Annotated in this window: 17 protein-coding genes; all 17 read right to left on the reverse strand. The window is 71.4% G+C overall.

Features of this window, described 5'->3' with window-relative positions; genetic code table 11:
- Window positions 1–4: 4 nt before the first annotated feature.
- The 17 genes from ACVJ1F_RS01090 to ACVJ1F_RS01170 all read right to left on the reverse strand — a co-directional run bounded on the left by ACVJ1F_RS01090 (window position 5) and on the right by ACVJ1F_RS01170 (window position 18,522).
- Window positions 5–1,375, reverse strand: a complete 1,371-nt coding sequence (locus ACVJ1F_RS01090) for an RsmB/NOP family class I SAM-dependent RNA methyltransferase (protein ID WP_456884203.1) — start codon at window positions 1,373–1,375, stop codon at window positions 5–7.
- A complete protein-coding gene (fmt, locus tag ACVJ1F_RS01095) occupies window positions 1,372–2,361 on the reverse strand; it encodes a methionyl-tRNA formyltransferase (protein ID WP_456884205.1) in 990 nt (329 codons plus the stop codon). Before fmt ends, ACVJ1F_RS01090 begins: the two co-directional genes overlap by 4 nt.
- Window positions 2,362–2,376: 15 nt before the next feature.
- A complete protein-coding gene (locus tag ACVJ1F_RS01100) occupies window positions 2,377–4,437 on the reverse strand; it encodes a primosomal protein N' family DNA-binding protein (RefSeq protein WP_456884206.1) in 2,061 nt (686 codons plus the stop codon).
- A gap of 2 nt (window positions 4,438–4,439) precedes the next feature.
- Window positions 4,440–5,672 carry a methionine adenosyltransferase gene (gene metK / locus ACVJ1F_RS01105; protein ID WP_456884208.1) on the reverse strand — a complete coding sequence of 411 codons (1,233 nt, stop codon included), beginning with the start codon at window positions 5,670–5,672 and terminating at the stop codon, window positions 4,440–4,442.
- A 120-nt stretch (window positions 5,673–5,792) separates the two neighbouring features.
- A complete protein-coding gene (gene rpoZ / locus ACVJ1F_RS01110; RefSeq protein ID WP_056045308.1) occupies window positions 5,793–6,059 on the reverse strand; it encodes a DNA-directed RNA polymerase subunit omega in 267 nt (88 codons plus the stop codon).
- Window positions 6,060–6,136: 77 nt separating this feature from the next.
- Window positions 6,137–7,051 (reverse strand): guanylate kinase, encoded by a 915-nt coding sequence (gene gmk, locus ACVJ1F_RS01115; protein WP_056045311.1) that lies wholly within the window; start codon window positions 7,049–7,051, stop codon window positions 6,137–6,139.
- Window positions 7,039–7,893, reverse strand: a complete 855-nt coding sequence (pyrF, locus tag ACVJ1F_RS01120; RefSeq protein WP_056045314.1) for an orotidine-5'-phosphate decarboxylase — start codon at window positions 7,891–7,893, stop codon at window positions 7,039–7,041. Before pyrF ends, gmk begins: the two co-directional genes overlap by 13 nt.
- Window positions 7,890–11,165, reverse strand: coding sequence for a carbamoyl-phosphate synthase large subunit (gene carB / locus ACVJ1F_RS01125; RefSeq protein WP_192123627.1), 3,276 nt, complete (start codon window positions 11,163–11,165; stop codon window positions 7,890–7,892). The genes pyrF and carB overlap by 4 nt, the downstream gene beginning before the upstream one ends.
- On the reverse strand, window positions 11,165–12,349 hold the full coding sequence (gene carA / locus ACVJ1F_RS01130) for a glutamine-hydrolyzing carbamoyl-phosphate synthase small subunit (RefSeq protein ID WP_123570094.1): 1,185 nt from the start codon (window positions 12,347–12,349) through the stop codon (window positions 11,165–11,167). Before carA ends, carB begins: the two co-directional genes overlap by 1 nt.
- A complete protein-coding gene (locus ACVJ1F_RS01135; RefSeq protein WP_056045324.1) occupies window positions 12,342–12,863 on the reverse strand; it encodes a PH-like domain-containing protein in 522 nt (173 codons plus the stop codon). Before ACVJ1F_RS01135 ends, carA begins: the two co-directional genes overlap by 8 nt.
- Window positions 12,860–14,230, reverse strand: coding sequence for a dihydroorotase (locus ACVJ1F_RS01140; protein ID WP_123570096.1), 1,371 nt, complete (start codon window positions 14,228–14,230; stop codon window positions 12,860–12,862). Before ACVJ1F_RS01140 ends, ACVJ1F_RS01135 begins: the two co-directional genes overlap by 4 nt.
- Window positions 14,227–15,183 carry an aspartate carbamoyltransferase catalytic subunit gene (locus tag ACVJ1F_RS01145; RefSeq protein WP_456884210.1) on the reverse strand — a complete coding sequence of 319 codons (957 nt, stop codon included), beginning with the start codon at window positions 15,181–15,183 and terminating at the stop codon, window positions 14,227–14,229. Before ACVJ1F_RS01145 ends, ACVJ1F_RS01140 begins: the two co-directional genes overlap by 4 nt.
- Window positions 15,180–15,773 (reverse strand): bifunctional pyr operon transcriptional regulator/uracil phosphoribosyltransferase PyrR, encoded by a 594-nt coding sequence (pyrR, locus tag ACVJ1F_RS01150; RefSeq protein ID WP_456884212.1) that lies wholly within the window; start codon window positions 15,771–15,773, stop codon window positions 15,180–15,182. Before pyrR ends, ACVJ1F_RS01145 begins: the two co-directional genes overlap by 4 nt.
- 121 nt (window positions 15,774–15,894) lie before the next feature.
- Complete coding sequence (gene nusB, locus ACVJ1F_RS01155; RefSeq protein ID WP_456884213.1) at window positions 15,895–16,305, reverse strand: transcription antitermination factor NusB; 411 nt, start codon at window positions 16,303–16,305, stop codon at window positions 15,895–15,897.
- A 3-nt stretch (window positions 16,306–16,308) separates the two neighbouring features.
- Window positions 16,309–16,872, reverse strand: a complete 564-nt coding sequence (efp, locus tag ACVJ1F_RS01160; protein ID WP_043592746.1) for an elongation factor P — start codon at window positions 16,870–16,872, stop codon at window positions 16,309–16,311.
- Between the two features lie 85 nt (window positions 16,873–16,957).
- Window positions 16,958–18,046 carry a 3-dehydroquinate synthase gene (gene aroB / locus ACVJ1F_RS01165; RefSeq protein WP_456884215.1) on the reverse strand — a complete coding sequence of 363 codons (1,089 nt, stop codon included), beginning with the start codon at window positions 18,044–18,046 and terminating at the stop codon, window positions 16,958–16,960.
- The gene (locus tag ACVJ1F_RS01170; RefSeq protein ID WP_056047447.1) at window positions 18,043–18,522 is read right to left on the reverse strand and encodes a shikimate kinase; all 480 of its coding nucleotides are present in this window, start codon (window positions 18,520–18,522) and stop codon (window positions 18,043–18,045) included. The genes aroB and ACVJ1F_RS01170 overlap by 4 nt, the downstream gene beginning before the upstream one ends.
- Between the last annotated feature and the right edge of the window lie 21 nt (window positions 18,523–18,543).

Raw genomic sequence — 18,543 nt, forward strand, 5'->3', positions numbered from 1 at the left:
GAGCCTACCGTCCGACACGTTTCTCGATCAGGGCGACGAACATGGCGTCGGTTCCGTGACGGTGCGGCCAGAGCTGGACGAACGGTGCCGACGCCAGGTCGACGGCGCGGCCGGCGATGCGCTCGACGCCGGCCGTCGCGTCGAGCAGGACGAGATCGTCGTCGCGGCCTCGGAGGCCGGCCTCGACGACTCCGCGCGTCTCGGCCGTGTGCGGGGAGCAGGTCACGTAGGCCAGGACTCCCCCGGGAGCCAGCGCGTCCAGGGCGCTGGCGAACAGGCGCGACTGGAGGGCCGTGAGCTGACCGACGTCGGCCGGCTGCTTGCGCCACCGGGCCTCGGGTCGTCGCCGCAGGGCCCCGAGACCGGTGCAGGGGGCGTCGAGCAGGATGCGGTCGAAACCTCCGGGCCGTTCCGCCCCGAAGCGGGTGGCGTCACCTTCGAGCACCTCGACGTCGCCCGGGACGGCCTCGAGCGCCTGTCGGACGAGCCCGGCCCGTGCCGGGACGAGCTCGTTGGCGACGAGGTGGGCACCCGCCCGAGCGGCCTCGGCACCGAGCAGGGCGGCCTTGCCGCCGGGCCCGGCGCACATGTCGAGCCACCGTTCTCCGGGTGTGGCGGGGCGGTGTCGACTGAGGAGGAGTGCGGCGAGCTGCGACCCTTCGTCCTGCACGCGGGCACGCCCCTCGCGGACGGCCGTCTGCTGGGCCGGATCGCCCCCACCACTCGTCGCCGCCAGTGGCGACAGGCGCCCGCTCGGGGCGCCGAGCTCGGACACCTCGGCGAGCCCCGGCAGGGCGACGAGGCTGACCTTCGGGGCGTCGTTGTCGGCCGACAGCAGATCGACGAGCTCGCTCTCCCGCCCCTCGGCGGCCAGCGAACGACGGAACGCCCGCACCACCCAGGCGGGGTGCGACCACTCCGCGGCCAGACGGTCGTCGTCCCCGGTCGCGCCGGCCAGGACCCGCTCGCGCCACTCGTCGGGCGTCGACCGCGAGATGGTGCGCAGGACGCCGTTGACGAATCCGGTCCCCGATCGACTGCCCACCTGACGCGCGAGCTCGACGCTCTCGTCGACGGCCGCGTGGACGGCCACGCGCGTCGAGAGGAGCTGGTGCGTGCCGAGGCGGAGGACGTCCAGCAGTGCCGGGTCGATCGCGTCGGTGCCCCGACGGGCGGCCAGCGCGATGACGCGGTCGTAGTAGCCCCGGAGGCGCAGGGTGCCGTAGGTCAGTTCGGTCGCGAGCCCCGCGTCCTGGGCTCCAAGACGGGCCCGGACGATGCGCTGCGGCAGCAGGAGGTTGGCGTAGGCGTCGTCCTGCTCGACGGCCCGGAGGACGTCGAGGGCGACCTGGCGGGCGGGTTGGACTCGGCTCATGAGGTGCTCTTCGGGTCGGTGTCGGTGGTGATGTCGGTGTCGGCCGGGACGGGCGGGGTGGGCGGGGTCACGCGACGGTCGACCCCGCGGGGCAGCCCCCGCCACCAGTCGGCCGCCGACATCTCTTTCTTGCCCGCCGGCTGCACCCGGACCAGCTCGACGGGCGAGGAGGCGGTGCCCAGCAGCACACGGCGGCCCCGGGACTCGAGGCGACCGGCCTCGAGAGGTGCCTCGTCGGTCGACGTCGTCCGCGCCTCCGTGATCTTGAGGCCCGAGCCGTCGAGGTCGACGCGGGCGCCGGGCTCCGGCGTGACGCCTCGGAAACGGGCGATCACCTCGGTCGCCGGTCGCGAGGCGTCGAGGACGCCGTCGGCGAGGGTCAGCTTGGGGGCGAGCGTGACCGCGCCGGTCTGGGGCGTCGCCGTGGCCGTGCCGTCGGCGAGGCGGTCGACGACGCCGACCAGCAGGTCGGCACCGGAACGCGCGAGCTCGGCGAGGAGCTGGCCTGCGGTCTCGGTGCCGTCGAGGAGGCGCTCGAGGGTGCCGTAGACGTCCCCCGCGTCGAGCTCGGGGACGAGCTGGAACACCGCGGCGCCCGACACGGCGTCGCCCGCCATGAGCGACCGCTGGACGGGGGCGGCGCCGCGCCAGGCGGGAAGGAGGGAGAAGTGCAGGTTGACCCAGCCGAGCCGGGGGGCGCCGAGGAGGGGCTCGCGGAGCAGGGCTCCGTAGGCCACGACGACGCCGAGGTCGGGATCGAGTCCCGTGAGCTCGGCCGTGACCTCCGGCGTGATGCGGCGGGCCTTGACGACGCGGAGACCGAGGCGGTCGGCCTCGACGGCGACGGGGGTGGGGGTCAGGACGCGTCTGCGTCCCTGCGGGGTGTCGTCGCGGGTCAGCACGGCGACGATCTCGTGAGGACCGTCGGCGAGGGCGGTGAGCGAGGGCACGGCAGCGGCGGGGCTGCCGGCGAAGACGAGGCGCATGGGGTTCCTGGCGGGTCAGTCGGCGAACGGCTCGACGTCGTCGAACCGCACTCTGAGTGTAGGGACGGCCCGCGCACGCTTCTGACCGAGCGCCTTGCGTCGGTCCGTGGCCGCCCGGATGACCTGGGAGCGGAGGGCCAGCGCCACGTCGTGACCGCGCGAGTAGTCGAAGCGGACGATGGCGCGGACGCCGGCGGACTCGACGTCCACCGGGCCGAGGGTCTCGGCACGGACCTCGTCGGGAAGGTCCTCGAGCGCACGCGCGACGGTGTCGACCGTGCCGGTCACGGTCGCCACTCGGACGGCCGGGGGGAAGCGCAGGACGCGACGGTCGGCGAGCTCTGAGGAGACGAAGCGGGCGAGCTCCCACGTCGCGAGGGCGGAGGCGATGGCGCCACCCACCCCGACCAGCACGACCGGGGCGCGACGTGCGGCCAGGGCCGTGGCGTTGGCCCACCAGCGGAGGCAGTCCTCCGCGACGCGGAGGCTCTCTCGGGCGAGCATGCGCTCACCGTCGAGCAGCAGCACGGCTCGGTAACCGCCGGGGGCGATCGGCTCGGCCCCGCGGGTCGCGACGACGATCGCCGGGTCGGCGTCGACGTGGGTCAGGGCCCTCGCGCCGTCCGAGACGATGACGCGCACCCCGGGGAACGCCTTGCCGAGTTCGTCGGCCGTCCGCGACGCGCCGGTGCCGACGGCCCGCATGCGCGTTCCCTCGCAGGTGCGGCAGTGCCACGAGACGGCCAGGGCGCCACACCAGGCGCAGGCCGGGGTCACCCCTCGCTCGCGTTGCTGGAGGGGGCCGTTGCAGCGCAGGCAGCGTGCCGTGTCGCCACAGTCGACGCAGGCCAGGCGTGGCGAGTAGCCGGGCGAGGCCACCTGGATCAGGACCGGTCCGTGCTCGACCGCGGCCCGCGCCTCGGCGTAGGCCGAGGAGGGGATGCGGGCCTGCGCGGCGAATCCGTCCGTGGCGGCCTGACGGACGGTCGGCACGACCCGGGGCTGGTAGCGCGGATCGGGACGCACCTCGGCCAGGAAGCCGATCTCGACCAGGCGCTGGACGTCGGTGCTGCGGGAGTGGCCGAGGAACACCAGGGCGCTGTCCTGTTGGGCCTGCCGGAGCAGCGCGGTGTCGCGCGCGTGCACGTACGGGGCGAGCGGCTCGCCGAAGGACGGGTCACCGTCGTCGAACACCACGACGACCCCGAGCCTGGCCGAGGGGGCGAGCAGGACGGACCGGTTGCCGACGACGACCACGGGTTCGTCGCCTCGGGCACGGAGGAGCGCTCGGTAACGGTCGGCGTTCGACTGGCGGGAGTCGAGCCGGACGACGCGGTCGGGCGGGAGGACGGCGGCGAGGGCCTGGAGGACGTGCTCTTCGTCGCGGTAGTCGGGGACGGCGACCACGGCGTTGTCGCCCGCGCCGACGGCGACCGCGGCGAGCTGGGCGGCCGTGAGGGCCCAATGACCCACCCATGCCCCGTCGGGCAGTTCGACCAGCAGCGGAACGGCGTCGACCGCCGCGCGACCGCGGGCCGCAACGAGCCCGGCGAGGTCGGTCGACCGATAGCCCACGACGACCGGGACGGGTTCGGGGTCGGCGTCGTGGTCGGGAGCCGAGGCTGCCACGGGAGCCACGGTCGGGGCGGTGGGGCCGGAGGCCGGTGAGGACGAGTTGTCGGCGGCGGCCAGGTGGGCCTTCTCGACCCGGACCTGACGCGGTGGGATCGCGAGCCGCACGACGTCGCTGGCCGATCCGCCGGCCCGGTCGGCCACGGCGCGCGCGAGGCGCCACACCTCGGGTGCCAGGACCGACACGGTCGACACGATGTCCTCGATCTCGGACAGGTCGCCGCCGTGCTCGGACGACGACGCGACCTCGACGACGAAGCCGTCGGCGATGCGCCCGGCGGAGCGGAGCGGAACCTTGACGCGGATGCCCGGGGCGATCTGGTCGCGCAGCCGCTCGGGCACGGCGTAGTCGAACAACCGGTCGAGTTGCGGCAGCGGCGATTCGACCATCACCCGGACGACGCGCGGCACGCTGTCGACGGGGACGTCGGCGACCGCCGGCACGGTCAGAGCCCGGCGGCGGCCCGGAGGGCGTCGACGCGGTCGAGCGCCTCCCAGGTGAAGTCGGGCAGGTCGCGACCGAAGTGGCCGTAGGTCGACGTCGCCGCGTAGATCGGCCTGAGCAGGTCGAGGTCGCGGATGATCGCCGCCGGGCGGAGGTCGAACACGCTCTCGATGGCCGCCGTGATGACGTCGTCGCCGACGTGCCCGGTGCCGAAGGTCTCGACGTAGAGGCCGACGGGTGCGGCCCGCCCGATCGCGTAGGCCACCTGGAGTTCGAGCCGGTCGGCGAGGCCCGCGGCGACGGCGTTCTTGGCCACCCACCGCATGGCGTACGCGGCGGACCGGTCGACCTTCGAGGGGTCCTTGCCCGAGAACGCGCCCCCACCGTGACGGCTCGCCCCGCCGTAGGTGTCGACGATGATCTTGCGGCCGGTGAGTCCGGCGTCGCCCTGCGGGCCGCCGATCTCGAACCTGCCGGTCGGGTTGATGATGAACCGGGTGTCCGTGGACGAGAGCCCTGCCTCGTCGAGGACGGGGCGGATGACGTGCTCGATGACGTCGGACTCGAGCTGGGCGCTCGAGACCGCAGGCGAGTGCTGGGTCGACAGGACGACGGTGTCGACGGTCGTGGGCACGACCCCGTCGTAGCCGACCGTCACCTGCGTCTTGCCGTCGGGCCGGAGGTAGTCGAGGGTGCCCGACTTGCGCACGGCCGCCAGTCGCTCGGCGAGCCGGTGGGCCAGCCACACGGGGAGCGGCATGAACTGGGGGGTCTCGTTGGTGGCGTAGCCGAACATGATGCCCTGGTCGCCGGCACCCTGGCGGTTGAGCAGGTCGTCGTCGCCGCCACGCGCCTCGAGGGCGGTGTCGACGCCCTGGGCGATGTCGGGCGACTGGGACCCGATCGACACCTCGACGCCGCAGGTACGGCCGTCGAAGCTCACGGCCGACGAGTCGTAGCCGATGCCCACGATGAGGTCGCGCACGATCGTGGGGATGTCGACGTAGCCCTTGGTGGTGACCTCGCCGGCCACGTGCACGAGTCCCGTGGTGACCATGGTCTCGACCGCGACCCGGCTGGCGGGGTCGACAGCCAGCAGCGCGTCGAGGATGCCGTCCGAGATCTGGTCGCAGATCTTGTCGGGGTGGCCCTCGGTGACCGACTCGGAGGTGAAGAGTCGAAGGGAGGTCGATGCCGTCGTGGCAGGGGCGGTCGTCGTGTCGGTCGGGGTCACGGTGTTCCTCTGGGTGTCGTTCTGGGTGGGGACGCGATGAGGCCCCGCGGGATGGACTCCCGGGGGCCTCGTCAGATGATAGGACCGACCACCGTCAGAGGGGCTGGTCGTGTCGCCCCGCTACTCGGAGGGGACGGCGAGCGGCTTCACCTCGAGCTTGTCCTCGTTGATCTCGTGCATCGCGACCGACAGGGGCTTGTCGTCGATGGAGCTGTCGACCAGGGGGCCGACGTTGTCGAACAGGCTGCCCTCGTGGAGGTCGGCGTAGTAGTCGTTGATCTGACGCGCGCGCTTGGAGGCGAAGATGACGAGTGCGTACTTCGACTCGACCTTCGACAGCAGCTCGTCGATGGGGGGATCGATGATGCCCTGGTTCTTGTCGGCCATTGGTTGCTCCTCGTGTCGATGGGGGACGGTGCCGGCTCCGCTCGGGACGAGCGTGGGCACCAAGATGGGGGCGCGGGTCACGCGCGGGTGCGGCCCGGTTCGGGCGCAGTCATCAATTCTACGACCTCTCGGGCCGCTTCGGCCACGTCGTGGTTCACGACACGCGCGTCGAACTCGTCCTGGGCGGCCAGTTCGACCTTCGCGGTCTCGAGTCGGCGTTGCTGTTCGGCGGCGTCCTCGGTACCCCGACCGATGAGTCGACGGACGAGTTCGTCCCAGGTCGGGGGCAGCAGGAACACGAGCACGGCCTCGGGCATCGCGGCCCGGACGAGTCGAGCCCCCTGCAGGTCGATCTCGAGCAGTACGCTGCGCCCCTCGTTCAACGCGGCGTCCAACGGAGGGCGGGGCGTGCCGTAGCGGTACGAGTTGTGCACCGTGGCGTACTCGAGCAGTTCGCGGTCGCGGATCATGCGGTCGAACTCCGCGTCGTCCACGAAGTAGTAGTGGACCCCGTCGACCTCGCCGGGTCGCGGGGCACGGGTCGTCGCCGACACGCTGAGGTGCACGTCGGGGTAGTTCTCGCGGATGTAGGTCGAGACCGTGCCCTTGCCCACGGCCGTGGGGCCCGCCAGGACGACCAGCCGGGACCGGAGGCGCCCCTTCGACTCGCGGACGGCCAGCCAGTCGCCGAGGATGCGGCGTTGCCTGACCCCGAGGCCACCGACCCGCTTCGACTCGGCGATGCCGAGCTCGGTCATGATGCGGGCGACGCGGGTCGGACCGATGCCCGGGATGCTGGTGAGGAGTTCGCGGACCCTGAGCGACCCCTCGGGGCTCGTGGGTTCTCCGGCCCAGGCGGACTCGGCGACGTCGAGGGCGCTGCGGGTCCGGGAGGCGACGGCGTTCTTGACGGCGGCGCGACCGCGACGCGCGGCCACGGCGGCTCGGGCCGCCGCGGCGCGGTCGACGGGAGGCGGGGTCAGACGAGGCACGAACGCACCTCGTCGGCATCACGACGGACCGCGTCGGCGAACCCTTCCGGACCCGCCGAGAGCAGGGCTCGGGAGGCGGAGACCAGCACGGCACCGGCCGCGGGGCCGAAGAGCCGCGGCAGGTCGGCATAGGTCGCGCCCTGGTGGCCGAACCCCGGGGCGAGCACCGGCGTCGTCGTCAGTCGGGCGGCGTCGATGCCGTAGTCGTCGAGGTCGACGGTCGCGCCGAGCACGAGGCCGACGCTGCCGAACGGAGCGTCGCCCGCCGTCTGGTTGTCATGGAGCACGTCGTCGACGATACCGCTCGCGACGGTGCCCTCCGCGCCGTGGTCGTCCGTCCGGACGGCCGTCTGGGTGGCGAGGGCCTCGACGTTGGACGTCGCGGCCAGCACGAAGACGCCGGCGCCGACGGCCCGTGCCCGGGTGACCAGTCCGGTCATGGAGTCGAAGCCGAGATAGGGCGAGACCGTCAGCGCGTCGACCCGCAGCGGTGACGACGCGTCGAACCAGGCCTCACCGTAGGCGTCCATCGTCGAGCCGATGTCGCCCCGCTTCGCGTCGCCGATCTGCACCAGGCCCCGCTCGCGACCGGCCTCGAGGACGTCTTCGAGGGCTGCGAACCCCGCGGAGCCCCACCGTTCGAAGAACGCGACCTGCGGTTTCACGATCGTCGCCGAGCCGACCAGGCCGTCGAGGACGCGCAGGCCGAACTCACGGACACCCGAGGCGTCGGACGGCAGGCCCCACTGGTCGAGGAGGTAGGGATGGGGATCGATGCCGACGCAGAGCGGACCGGTCGCGGCGAAGGCCGCCGCGAGCCGGTCGCCGAACGACGAGCTCACCGTCGGGCCGCCCGGGCGAGGCCGTAGTCCTGCAGGCTCGTCACCTCGAGGTCGCTCTGGACGGCCTCGATCGAGGCGACGGCCGCACCGAGCTGGGCGATGGTCGTGAAGAGCGCCTTGTCGGCTGCGACCGTCGCCGCACGGATCTCGTAGCCGTCGGCCCGGGCGCTCGAGCCGCTCGGGGTGTTGATCACGATGTCGACCTCGTCGGCGTTGATCAGGTCGACGACCGAGTGGCCCCCGGCGCTGAACTTGTCGACGGTGTCGGCGTGGATGCCGTTGCGGACGAGGACGGTGGCCGTCCCCTCGGTCGCCAGGATGCGGAAGCCGAGCTGCTGGAGGCGCAGCACCGGCAACACGATGGCCCGCTTGTCGCGATCGGCGACGCTGACGAAGACGGTGCCCGAGGTGGGGAGGCCGCCGTACGCCGCCGTCTGGCTCTTCGCGAACGCCCGGGGGAAGTCGCGGTCGATGCCCATGACCTCGCCCGTGGAGCGCATCTCGGGGCTGAGGACGCTGTCGACGACCTGGCCCTCCTTCGTGCGGAACCGCTTGAAGGGGAGCACGGCTTCCTTCACCGAGATCGGCGAGTCGAGGGGGACGTCCGAGCCGTCCTGCTCGGGCAGCAGGCCGGTCTCCACGAGGTCGCGCACGCTGTGGCCGACCATGATGAGCGAGGCCGCCTTGGCCAACGGGATGCCGAGGGCCTTCGAGACGAAGGGCACCGTGCGGCTCGCCCGGGGGTTGGCCTCGATGACGTAGAGCACGCCGGCCGCGATCGCGAACTGCACGTTGAGCAGGCCGGACACGCCGATGCCCTTCGCGATGGCGAGGGTCGCGTCGCGGACGCGGTCGATCTCGCCCTTCCCGAGCGTGACGGGCGGAAGGGTGCAGCTCGAGTCGCCGGAGTGGATGCCGGCCTCCTCGATGTGCTCCATGATGCCGCCGACGTAGAGCTCGGTGCCGTCGTAGAGCGCGTCGACGTCGATCTCGACGGCGTCGTCCAGGAACCGGTCGACCAGGAGGGGTGCCTCCGGTCCGATGATGGCCTGGTCGGCGACCCGTTCGAAGTAGTCGGCGAGCGAGGGGCTGTCGTAGACGATCTCCATGCCGCGGCCACCGAGCACGTACGACGGACGCACCAGCACCGGGTAGCCGATCTCTTCGGCGACGGCGACGGCGCTGTCGTAGTCGGTCGCCGTGCCGTTGCGGGGCGCGAGCAGGCCGGCGGCGTCGAGGATGCCCTGGAAGAGGCCTCGCTCTTCTGCCGAGTCGATCGCGTCGGGCGTCGTGCCGAGGATGGGCACGCCCGCGGCCTCGAGGCCCTTCGACAGGCCGAGGGCCGTCTGGCCGCCGAGCTGCACGACGACGCCGACGAGCTCGCCGCTGGCGCTCTCGGCGTGGACCACCTCGAGGACGTCCTCGAGGGTGAGCGGCTCGAAGTACAACCGGTCGCTCGTGTCGTAGTCGGTCGAGACCGTCTCGGGGTTGCAGTTGATCATGATCGTCTCGAACCCGGCGTCGCTCAGGGCGAAGCTCGCGTGGACGCACGAGTAGTCGAACTCGACGCCCTGCCCGATGCGGTTCGGCCCGGAGCCGAGGATGATCACCTTGCGACGATCGCTGGCCACCACCTCGGTCTCGGCGTCGTAGCTCGAGTAGTGGTACGGCGTCAGCGCGGGGAACTCCCCCGCGCAGGTGTCGACGGTCTTGAAGACGGGACGCACGTCGAGGGCGTGCCGGTGATCGCGGACCTGCTGCTCGGAGAGACCGCGCAACTGGCCGATCTGGTCGTCGCTGAAGCCGTGGTCCTTCGCGAGCACGAGCACGTCCGCGTCGAGTTCGGCCGCCGCGGCGACCTGCTCGGCGACCTCGTTGATCAACACGACCTGGTCGATGAACCAGGGGTCGATCTTCGTGGCGTCGAAGACCTGCTCGGCGGTGGCGCCGGCCCGCAGGGCCTGCTGGACGGTGACGATGCGGCCGTCCGTGGGCGTCGACGACAACGCGAGCAGCGCCTCCTCGTCTCCGGGCTCGCCCTGCCAGTGGAAGCTCGAGCCACGCTTCTCGAGCGACCGGAGCGACTTCTGCAGCGCCTGCGTGAAGTTGCGGCCGAGGGCCATGGCCTCGCCCACGCTCTTCATCGTCGTGGTCAGCGTCGTGTCGGCCGCCGGGAACTTCTCGAAGGCGAACCTCGGCACCTTGACGACCACGTAGTCGAGCGTCGGCTCGAAGGAGGCGGGGGTCACCTTCGTGATGTCGTTCGGGATCTCGTCGAGACGGTACCCGAGGGCGAGCTTCGCCGCGATCTTGGCGATCGGGAATCCGGTCGCCTTCGACGCCAGGGCGCTCGAGCGCGACACGCGGGGGTTCATCTCGATGACGATGACGCGGCCGTCCGCGGGGTCCACCGCGAACTGGATGTTGCAGCCGCCCGTGTCGACGCCCACGCGACGGATGATGTCGATGCTGATGTCGCGCAGGTTCTGGTACTCGCGGTCGGTGAGGGTGAGCGCCGGGGCGACGGTGATCGAGTCGCCGGTGTGGACGCCGACGGGGTCGACGTTCTCGATCGAGCAGACCACGACCGTGTTGTCGGCCGTGTCCCGCATCATCTCGAGCTCGTACTCCTTCCAGCCGAGGATGCTCTCCTCGAGGAGCACCTCGGTGGTCGGGCTCTGGTGCAGGCCGTCCGTGACCATGCGGACGAGCTCGTCACGGGTGTAGGCGAAGCCCGACCCGAGCCCGCCCATGGTGAACGAGGGCCGGATGACCAGCGGGTACCCGAGGTCTTCGGCGTACTCGACGGCCTGGTCGACCGTCGTGGCGATGTACGACTTGGCGACGTCGGCACCGGACTCCAGCACGAGCTTCTTGAAGAGCTGGCGGTCCTCGCCCTTCTGGATGGCCTCGACCTTGGCGCCGATCAACTCGACGCCGTGCTTGGCGAGGATGCCTTCTTCGTCGAGGGCGATGGCGGCGTTCAGGGCCGTCTGCCCGCCGAGGGTGGGCAGGATCGCGTCGGGGCGCTCCTTCACGATGATCGCCTCGAGCACCTCGGACGTGATGGGCTCGATGTACGTCGCGTCGGCGAAGTCGGGGTCGGTCATGATCGTGGCCGGGTTCGGGTTGACGAGGATGACCCGCACCCCTTCTTCACGCAGCACGCGGCACGCCTGGGTGCCCGAGTAGTCGAACTCGGCCGCCTGGCCGATGACGATCGGCCCGGAGCCGATCACGAGGACGGAGTTGATGTCGTCACGCTTGGGCATCAGTTGCTGCTTTCGATGTCGGAGCCGAAGTCGACGGCCTGGCCGTTCGTGCGGGCGACGACCGCCTCGCGGAAGCGGTCGAAGAGGTGGTTGCTGTCGTGGGGGCCCGCGGCGGCCTCGGGGTGGTACTGCACCGAGAACGCGGGGATGTCGAGGGCACGGAGGCCCTCGACGACCTGGTCGTTCAGGCTGTAGTGGCTGACCTCCACCCGGCCGAAGCCGGCCGGGGAGTCGAGGACGCCGTCGATGGGTGCGTCGACCGCGAAGCCGTGGTTCTGGCTGGTGATCTCGACCTTGTTCGTCGTCTTGTCGAGCACGGGTTGGTTGATGCCGCGGTGGCCGAAGGGCAGCTTGTACGTGCCGAATCCCAGGGCCCGGCCGAACAGCTGGTTGCCGAAGCAGATGCCGAAGTAGGGCAGCCCGTCCCGCAGGGCACCCTGCAGCAGTTCGACCTGGGAGTCGCTCGCCGCCGGGTCGCCCGGGCCGTTCGAGTAGAAGAGGGCGTCGGGGGCGAGGGCACGGAGCTCGTCCAGGGTCGTGGACTGCGGCAGCACGTGCACCTCGAAGCCGCGCTGCGCCAGGTAGCGGAGCGTCGAGGTCTTCACGCCCAGGTCGAGCACCGCGACGGAGCCGATGCGGTCGCCCTCGGCGTGCAGGACGTACGGCTCGACCGTCGACACCTGGCTCGAGAGGTTGAGGCCGCGCATGTCCGCCCCGGCGGTGACGAGGGACAGCTGCTCGTCGGGGTCGAGCTCCGCGTCGGGACCGCTGAAGACCCCGCCCTTCATCGAGCCGACCTCGCGCAGACGGCGCGTGACGGCGCGGGTGTCGATGCCGCGGATGCCGACGATGCCGTCGGCGACGAGCTGGTCGTCGAGGCTGCCCTGCGCCCGGTGGTTCGAGACCACCCGGCTCGCGTCCCGCACGACGTACCCGGCGACCCAGATGCGGCGTGACTCGGGGTCGGTGTCGTTCACGCCCGTGTTGCCGATGTGCGGTGCCGTCATGACGACGATCTGCCCGGCGTACGACGGGTCGGTGAGGGTCTCCTGGTAGCCGGTCATGCCGGTCGCGAAGACGACCTCGCCGAGGGTGCGTCCGACGGCGCCGTAGGCACGGCCCGTGTAGCGGGTGCCGTCGGCGAGGACCAGCACGGCCCTCTCGGTGGTGGAGGCGTCAGTCAATGGTCTTCTCCTTGGTGGTGCCGGCCCCGGGGGCCGTGGGGACGAGGGGGCGGATCGCGGCGACGACGGGTGCCGGGTCGTCGGTGATGCGCAGGTAGGTGTCGAGGTCGACGTCGCCGAGGCGCCAGCCGACGAGGACGAGGCCGTCCCGCTCGACGACGCGGTCGATGGTCCAGGTCGCACGGTCGACACCCCGCAACGAGGAGGCACGGATCAGCACGGCCGGTTCGCCCGCTATCTCGAGGCGCACGCCCTCGGCGTGGACGGACACGATCGCCCGACCGCGGAACCCGAGGCCGTGGACGACGACGCGGTCGAGCGGGTCACCGCCCCGTGACGTGGCGACGTAGAGGGCGTCGACGGCGAGGACGGGGGCCGAGAGGTCGTCGGGCGCCCGGTCGGGCGCGGGGATGTCGGACTGACGCCGCCCCCTGGCGCGCCAGGAGCGGGCCATCAGACCGATCAGCAGTCCGACGCCGACGAGGATGAGCGCGGCGATGATCCACTGGCTCATCGGGCGGGCGTCCCCTCGGAGGCGGCGAGGGCGGCGGCGCTGTCGACGAGTCGAGCCGCGTGGGCGACGACCTCGCTCTCGACGACGTTCCCGTCGACCACCGTCGCGTAGCCCTGGTGGAAGGTCGCCCGCACCTGTCCGGGCAGGACGCGACCGAGGTAGGGCGAGTTGCGGCTCTTGCCCGCGAGGTGCTCGGTCGAGAACGTGCGGGTCACCCCACGATCGTAGAGCGTGAGCTCGGCGGGCTCGCCCACGGCGAGGGGACGACCGTGGCCCGCGACCTGCCCGATCTCGGCCGGGGCGATCGACATGACGCGGGCGACGTCGGCCCAGCCGACGAGCCCGGTGTCGACCATCGTGTGGTGGACGACCGACAGGGCCGACTCGAGGCCGACCATGCCGTTCGCGGCGGCGTCCCACTCGCAGCACTTGGCCTCGGACGTGTGCGGGGCGTGGTCGGTGGCCACGATGTCGATCGTGCCGTCGGCCAGGGCGGCACGCAACGCCTCGACGTCTTCCGAGCGACGCAGCGGCGGATTGACCTTGAACCGTGAGTCGTAACCCGACACGAGGTCCTCCGTCAGCAGGAGGTGGTGCGGCGTCACCTCGGCCGTGACCTCGATGCCGCGTGACTTGGCCCAGCGGATGACCTCGACGCTGCCCGCCGTCGACACGTGGCAGACGTGCAGTCGGGCGCCGACGTGGTCGGCGAGCAGGACGTCGCGGGCGATGATCGCCTCTTCGGCGACCGCGGGCCAGCCACCCAGGCCCAGTTCGGCCGACAGCGCGCCCTCGTTCATCTGGGCGCCCTCCGTGAGCCTCGGCTCCTGGGCGTGCTGGGCGAGGACTCCCCCGAACCCCTTGATGTACTCGAGGGCCCGACGCATCAGCAACGGGTCGGCGACGCAGGAACCGTCGTCGGAGAAGACCCGGACGGCGGCCCGCGAGCGGGCCATGGCACCGATCTCGGAGAGGTGGGTCCCCTTCAGCCCCTGGCTCACGGCACCGATCGGGCGGACGGTCACGAAGCCGGCCCGCTCCCCCAGCGCCTGCACCTGTTCGACGACCCCCGCGGTGTCGGCCACGGGTGACGAGTTCGCCATGGCGTTGACCGCGGTGTACCCGCCGGCGGCCGCTGCGCGCGATCCGGTCAGGACGGTCTCGCTGCCCTCGCCCCCCGGCTCGCGCAGGTGGGTGTGGAGGTCGACGAGGCCGGGGAGCAGGAGCAGGCCGTCGGCGTCGGTGACCGTCGCACCGGCGGCGGTCAGGCCGGTGCCGAGTTCGGCGACGACGCCGTCACGGACGACGACGTCGGTGCGGGTGCCGTCGACGGTCTCGGCGCCCCGGATGAGGTGGGTGGTGGTCACGATGCGTCCTCCCGGTCGCCGGCGAGGGTGAGGTAGAGCACGGCCATGCGGACGGCCACGCCGTTCGTGACCTGCTCACGGACGGTGGACCGCGGCGAGTCGGCGGCCTCGTCGCTGATCTCGAGGCCGCGGTTCATCGGGCCGGGGTGCATGACGAGCGTGGACTCGGGCAGAGCCCGGAACCGCATCGCACCCAGCCCCCAGGACCGGGCGTACTCGCGGGGATTGGGGAAGAACGCGTCGTTCATGCGCTCCTGTTGGATGCGCAGCATCATGACGACGTCCGGTCGCACCTCGGCCAGGGCCTCGTCGAGGTCGTAGCGGACGGAGACGCCGAAGCGGCTGACGTCCACCGGGATCAGCGTGGGAGGCGCGACCACCGTGACGTGCGCCCCGAGCGTCCGCAACAACCACGCGTTGGAACGGGCCACCCGCGAGTGCAGGATGTCACCGACGATCATCACCTCGACGCCGTCGAGGTCGCGCCCCCGGCTCGCCGCGCCGTGGACGCGCCGGCGGATCGTGAACGCGTCGAGCAGGGCCTGCGTGGGGTGTTCGTGGGTGCCGTCGCCGGCGTTGACGATGCCGGCGTCCACCCAGCCGCTGTCGGCCAGCACACGAGGTGCGCCGCTCGACGGGTGGCGGATCACGATGCCGTCGGCCCCCATGGCGGCGAGGGTCTGGGCCGTGTCCTTCAGGGACTCGCCCTTGGAGACGCTCGACCCCTTGGCGGCGAAGTTGATGACGTCCGCACTGAGCCGCTTGGCCGCGGCCTCGAACGAGATGCGCGTGCGGGTGCTGTCCTCGTAGAACAGGTTGACGACCGTGATGCCGCGGAGCGTCGGCAGCTTGCGCACCTCGCGGGTGGCGACGTCCGCCATGTCCTCCGCGACGTCGAGGACGTGGATCGACTCGTCGCGCGAGAGGTCGGCGGTGCTGAGCAGGTGCCTCATCGGTTCGCCCCCGGGGTGGTGACGGGCGCGGAGGCGGCCCCCGCGCCTCCTGCGGTCGTGGCGTCGTCGATGGCGACGAGTTCGTCGTCGTCGACGCCGTGCAGCCGCACGAAGATGCGCTCGACGGTCGAGGTCGGCAGGTTCTTGCCCACGAAGTCGGCACGGATGGGCAGTTCTCGGTGGCCTCGATCGACGAGGACCGCGAGGCGGACGGCCCGGGGTCGGCCGATCGAGCTCAGGGCGTCCAACGCGGCACGGATGGTACGGCCCGAGTAGAGGACGTCGTCGACGAGGACGACGGTCTTCCCGTCGATGCCGCCGGAGGGCACCGAGGTGGGTCGGGGCGACCGGGTGGGCTGGCGCCGGAGGTCGTCCCGGTACATCGTCACGTCGACCGACCCCACGGGAACGGTGCTGCCCGAGATGGACGAGAGGATCGCGGCGAGCCGGTCGGCGAGCACGACCCCCCGCGTCGGGATGCCCAGGACGACCAGGTCGTCGGGACCTTTGTTCGACTCGAGGATCTCGTGCGAGATGCGCGTGAGGGCACGCGCGATGTCAGCCTGACTCAGCACGGTACGGGTGCTCAATCGGACCTCCTTCCCCGCCTCTCGGGACGGAATTTAAAGGATGTCGGTATGGGTCGCTCAACCCTAGCGGTTCGTCGGACGCCCGACGAGCCGGCCGGCGACGACGGCGGCCGGTCGGCGGTCAGTCCGCGGTCGCGATCCGACCGAGCAGTCCGTTGACGAACGAGGCGGAGTCGTCGGTGCTGAGGGTCTGGGCGAGTTCGACGGCCTCGCTGATCGCCACGGCGTCGGGGATCTCGTCGTTGTGACGCAGCTCCCAGATGCCGATCCGGATGATGCCGCGGTCGAGGGTGGGCATGCGCGCGAGGGTCCAGCCCTGGGAGTACGTCTCGATCAGTTCGTCGATCTCGTCGCGGTGGTCGATGACGCCCTGCACGATGTCGCGCGCATAGCCCCAGCTCGAACCCCGCTCGGGCTGGTCGAGGGCCCGCTGGGTCTCGGCGACGAGCGCGTCGGGCATGCTGATCTGTCGGATGTCGGCGACGTACAGGACGTCGAGGGCGCGCTTGCGCGCCTTGGTGCGTGCGCTCACCGACTAGTCGTTGACGCGGCCGAGGTAGCCGCCGTCGCGGGTGTCGACCTTGACCTTGGTGCCGGTCTCGAGGAACAGCGGCACCTGGATCTCGTAGCCGGTCTCGACGGTGGCGGGCTTCGTCCCGCCGGTCGAGCGGTCGCCCTGGAGGCCGGGCTCGGTGTACGTGACCTCGAGGATGACCGAGGCGGGCAACTCGATGTACAGCGGGTCGCCGTCGTGCAGGGCCATCTGCACGTTCTGGTTCTCGAGCATGAAGTTCTTCGCGTCGCCGACGATCGTGGCGGGCACGTTGATCTGGTCGTAGTCGCTCGTGTCCATGAACACGTAGCCGTCGGCCTCGGCGTAGAGGTACGTGTACTCGCGACGGTCCACGTTGGCGAAATCGATCTTGGTGCCGGCGTTGAACGTCTTGTCGACGACCTTGCCCGACATCACGTTCTTCATCTTGGTACGGACGAACGCGCCACCCTTGCCCGGCTTGACGTGCTGGAACTCGATGACGTTCCAGAGTTGACCGTCGAGGTTGAGGACGGCACCGTTCTTGATGTCGTTGGTAGTCGCCATGCGCGGATGATCCGTTCGGGGTGGTGGGAGGTCGGCCGGAATCGGCCATCGTCGAGTGTAGCGGACGCCCCGAAGGGCCGAAGGGCTACGAACCGATCTCTTGGTACGCCGCGAAGAGCAGGCTCTGGTCGGGCCCCTGCAGCACGGTGGGCCGACCGATCTCGTCCAGGACGATGAAGCGCAACAGGCCCGCGCGCGCCTTCTTGTCCCGTTGCATGGTGGCGAGCAGGGTGTTCCAGCGCCCGAGCGGATACGACACGGGAAGGGTCAGCGACTCGAGGATGCGGCGATGACGGTCGACCGCCTCGTCGGACAGTCGGCCGGTCAGGCGGGCGAGCTCTGCGGCGAACACCATGCCCACCGACACCGCGGCCCCGTGGCGCCACTGGTAACGCTCGGCGTGCTCGACGGCGTGGCCGAGGGTGTGGCCGTAGTTCAGGATCTCGCGCAGGCCCTGCTCGGTGAGGTCTTCGCCCACGACGCGGGCCTTCAACCCGATCGCCAGTTCGACCACCCGCCGGAACTCCGGCGTGGTTGGGTCGGTCGCCCGGTCGACGTCCGCCTCGACGATGTCGAGGATCTCGGGTTCGGCGATGAACCCGACCTTCACGACCTCGGCGAAGCCGGCGAGGATCTCGTTCTTCGAGAGCGTGTCGAGGTGGTCGAGGTCGGCCAGCACCGCCACCGGCGGGTGGAAGACACCGACGAGGTTCTTGCCCTCGGCCGTGTTCACTCCGGTCTTGCCGCCGACGCTCGCGTCGACGAGCCCCAGCACGCTGGTCGGCATCTGGACCAGCGGGACGCCTCGGAGCCAGGTGCCTGCGACGAAGCCGGCCAGGTCGGTGATCGCCCCGCCGCCGAGACCGATGACGGCGTCGGTGCGGGTGAAGTCGGCCTGGCCCAGCACCTGCCAGCAGAAGGCGGCGACCTCGACGCGCTTGGCGTCCTCGGCGTCGGGCACCTCGGCGATGAGGGCCTCGTAGCCGGCCGCCACGAGCGCGTCGCGGACCTCTATGGCCTTGCGGCCCAAGGTGGGGGCGTGCACGATCAGCACCTTCTTGGTCTGCGGGTGCAGGACCGCAGGCAGGTGGCCGGTGAGGCCCCGACCGATCAGGACGTCGTACGGGGCGTCTCCCCCGACGTGGATGGTGGTGGTGTCGGTCGCGTCGGTCATGCGGTGCCTCTCTCGGAGTCGAGCCAGGTCTCGATGTCGTCGACGACGGTCGAGACGGGTCGGTGGGACGTGTCGAACACGGCGGACGCCAGTGCCCGGTAGACCGGATCGCGCTCGGCGGCGATGGCTCGCCAGGCCTCGATCCCGCCCCTCTGCAGCAGCGGCCGGGTGCTCCCGGCCAGCCTCGACTCGACGGCCTCCGCCGTCACGGTCAGCAGGACGACGGGCAACCCGGACAAGGAGGCGCGCGTGCGTTCGTCGAGGACGGCTCCCCCGCCCAGCGACACCACCCCGTCGCCGGTCAGGGCTTCGACCACGGCCTCGTGTTCGAGTGCCCGGAAGTGGGCCTCGCCGTGACGGTCGAACAGGTCGGCGATGGGCCCGTGCCGCCGGACGACGAGACGGTCGCTGTCGACGAACGGGACGCCGAGACGACGGGAGAGCTTCTTGCCGATGCTCGTCTTGCCCGCCCCCATGGGCCCGATCAGGACGACCGG

This window comes from Frigoribacterium sp. 2355 (assembly GCF_054060695.1).

Excerpts from the sequence above, each read along its gene's own strand:
- carB (WP_192123627.1), bottom strand. The coding sequence starts at position 11,165 with ATGCCCAAGCGTGACGACATCAACTCCGTCCTCGTGATCGGCTCCGGG.
- fmt (WP_456884205.1), bottom strand. The coding sequence starts at position 2,361 with ATGCGCCTCGTCTTCGCCGGCAGCCCCGCCGCTGCCGTGCCCTCGCTC.
- ACVJ1F_RS01090 (WP_456884203.1), bottom strand. The coding sequence starts at position 1,375 with ATGAGCCGAGTCCAACCCGCCCGCCAGGTCGCCCTCGACGTCCTCCGG.
- efp (WP_043592746.1), bottom strand. The coding sequence starts at position 16,872 with ATGGCGACTACCAACGACATCAAGAACGGTGCCGTCCTCAACCTCGAC.
- rpoZ (WP_056045308.1), bottom strand. The coding sequence starts at position 6,059 with ATGGCCGACAAGAACCAGGGCATCATCGATCCCCCCATCGACGAGCTG.
- aroB (WP_456884215.1), bottom strand. The coding sequence starts at position 18,046 with ATGACCGACGCGACCGACACCACCACCATCCACGTCGGGGGAGACGCC.
- ACVJ1F_RS01135 (WP_056045324.1), bottom strand. The coding sequence starts at position 12,863 with ATGAGCCAGTGGATCATCGCCGCGCTCATCCTCGTCGGCGTCGGACTG.
- ACVJ1F_RS01145 (WP_456884210.1), bottom strand. The coding sequence starts at position 15,183 with ATGAGGCACCTGCTCAGCACCGCCGACCTCTCGCGCGACGAGTCGATC.
- ACVJ1F_RS01170 (WP_056047447.1), bottom strand. The coding sequence starts at position 18,522 with ATGGGGGCGGGCAAGACGAGCATCGGCAAGAAGCTCTCCCGTCGTCTC.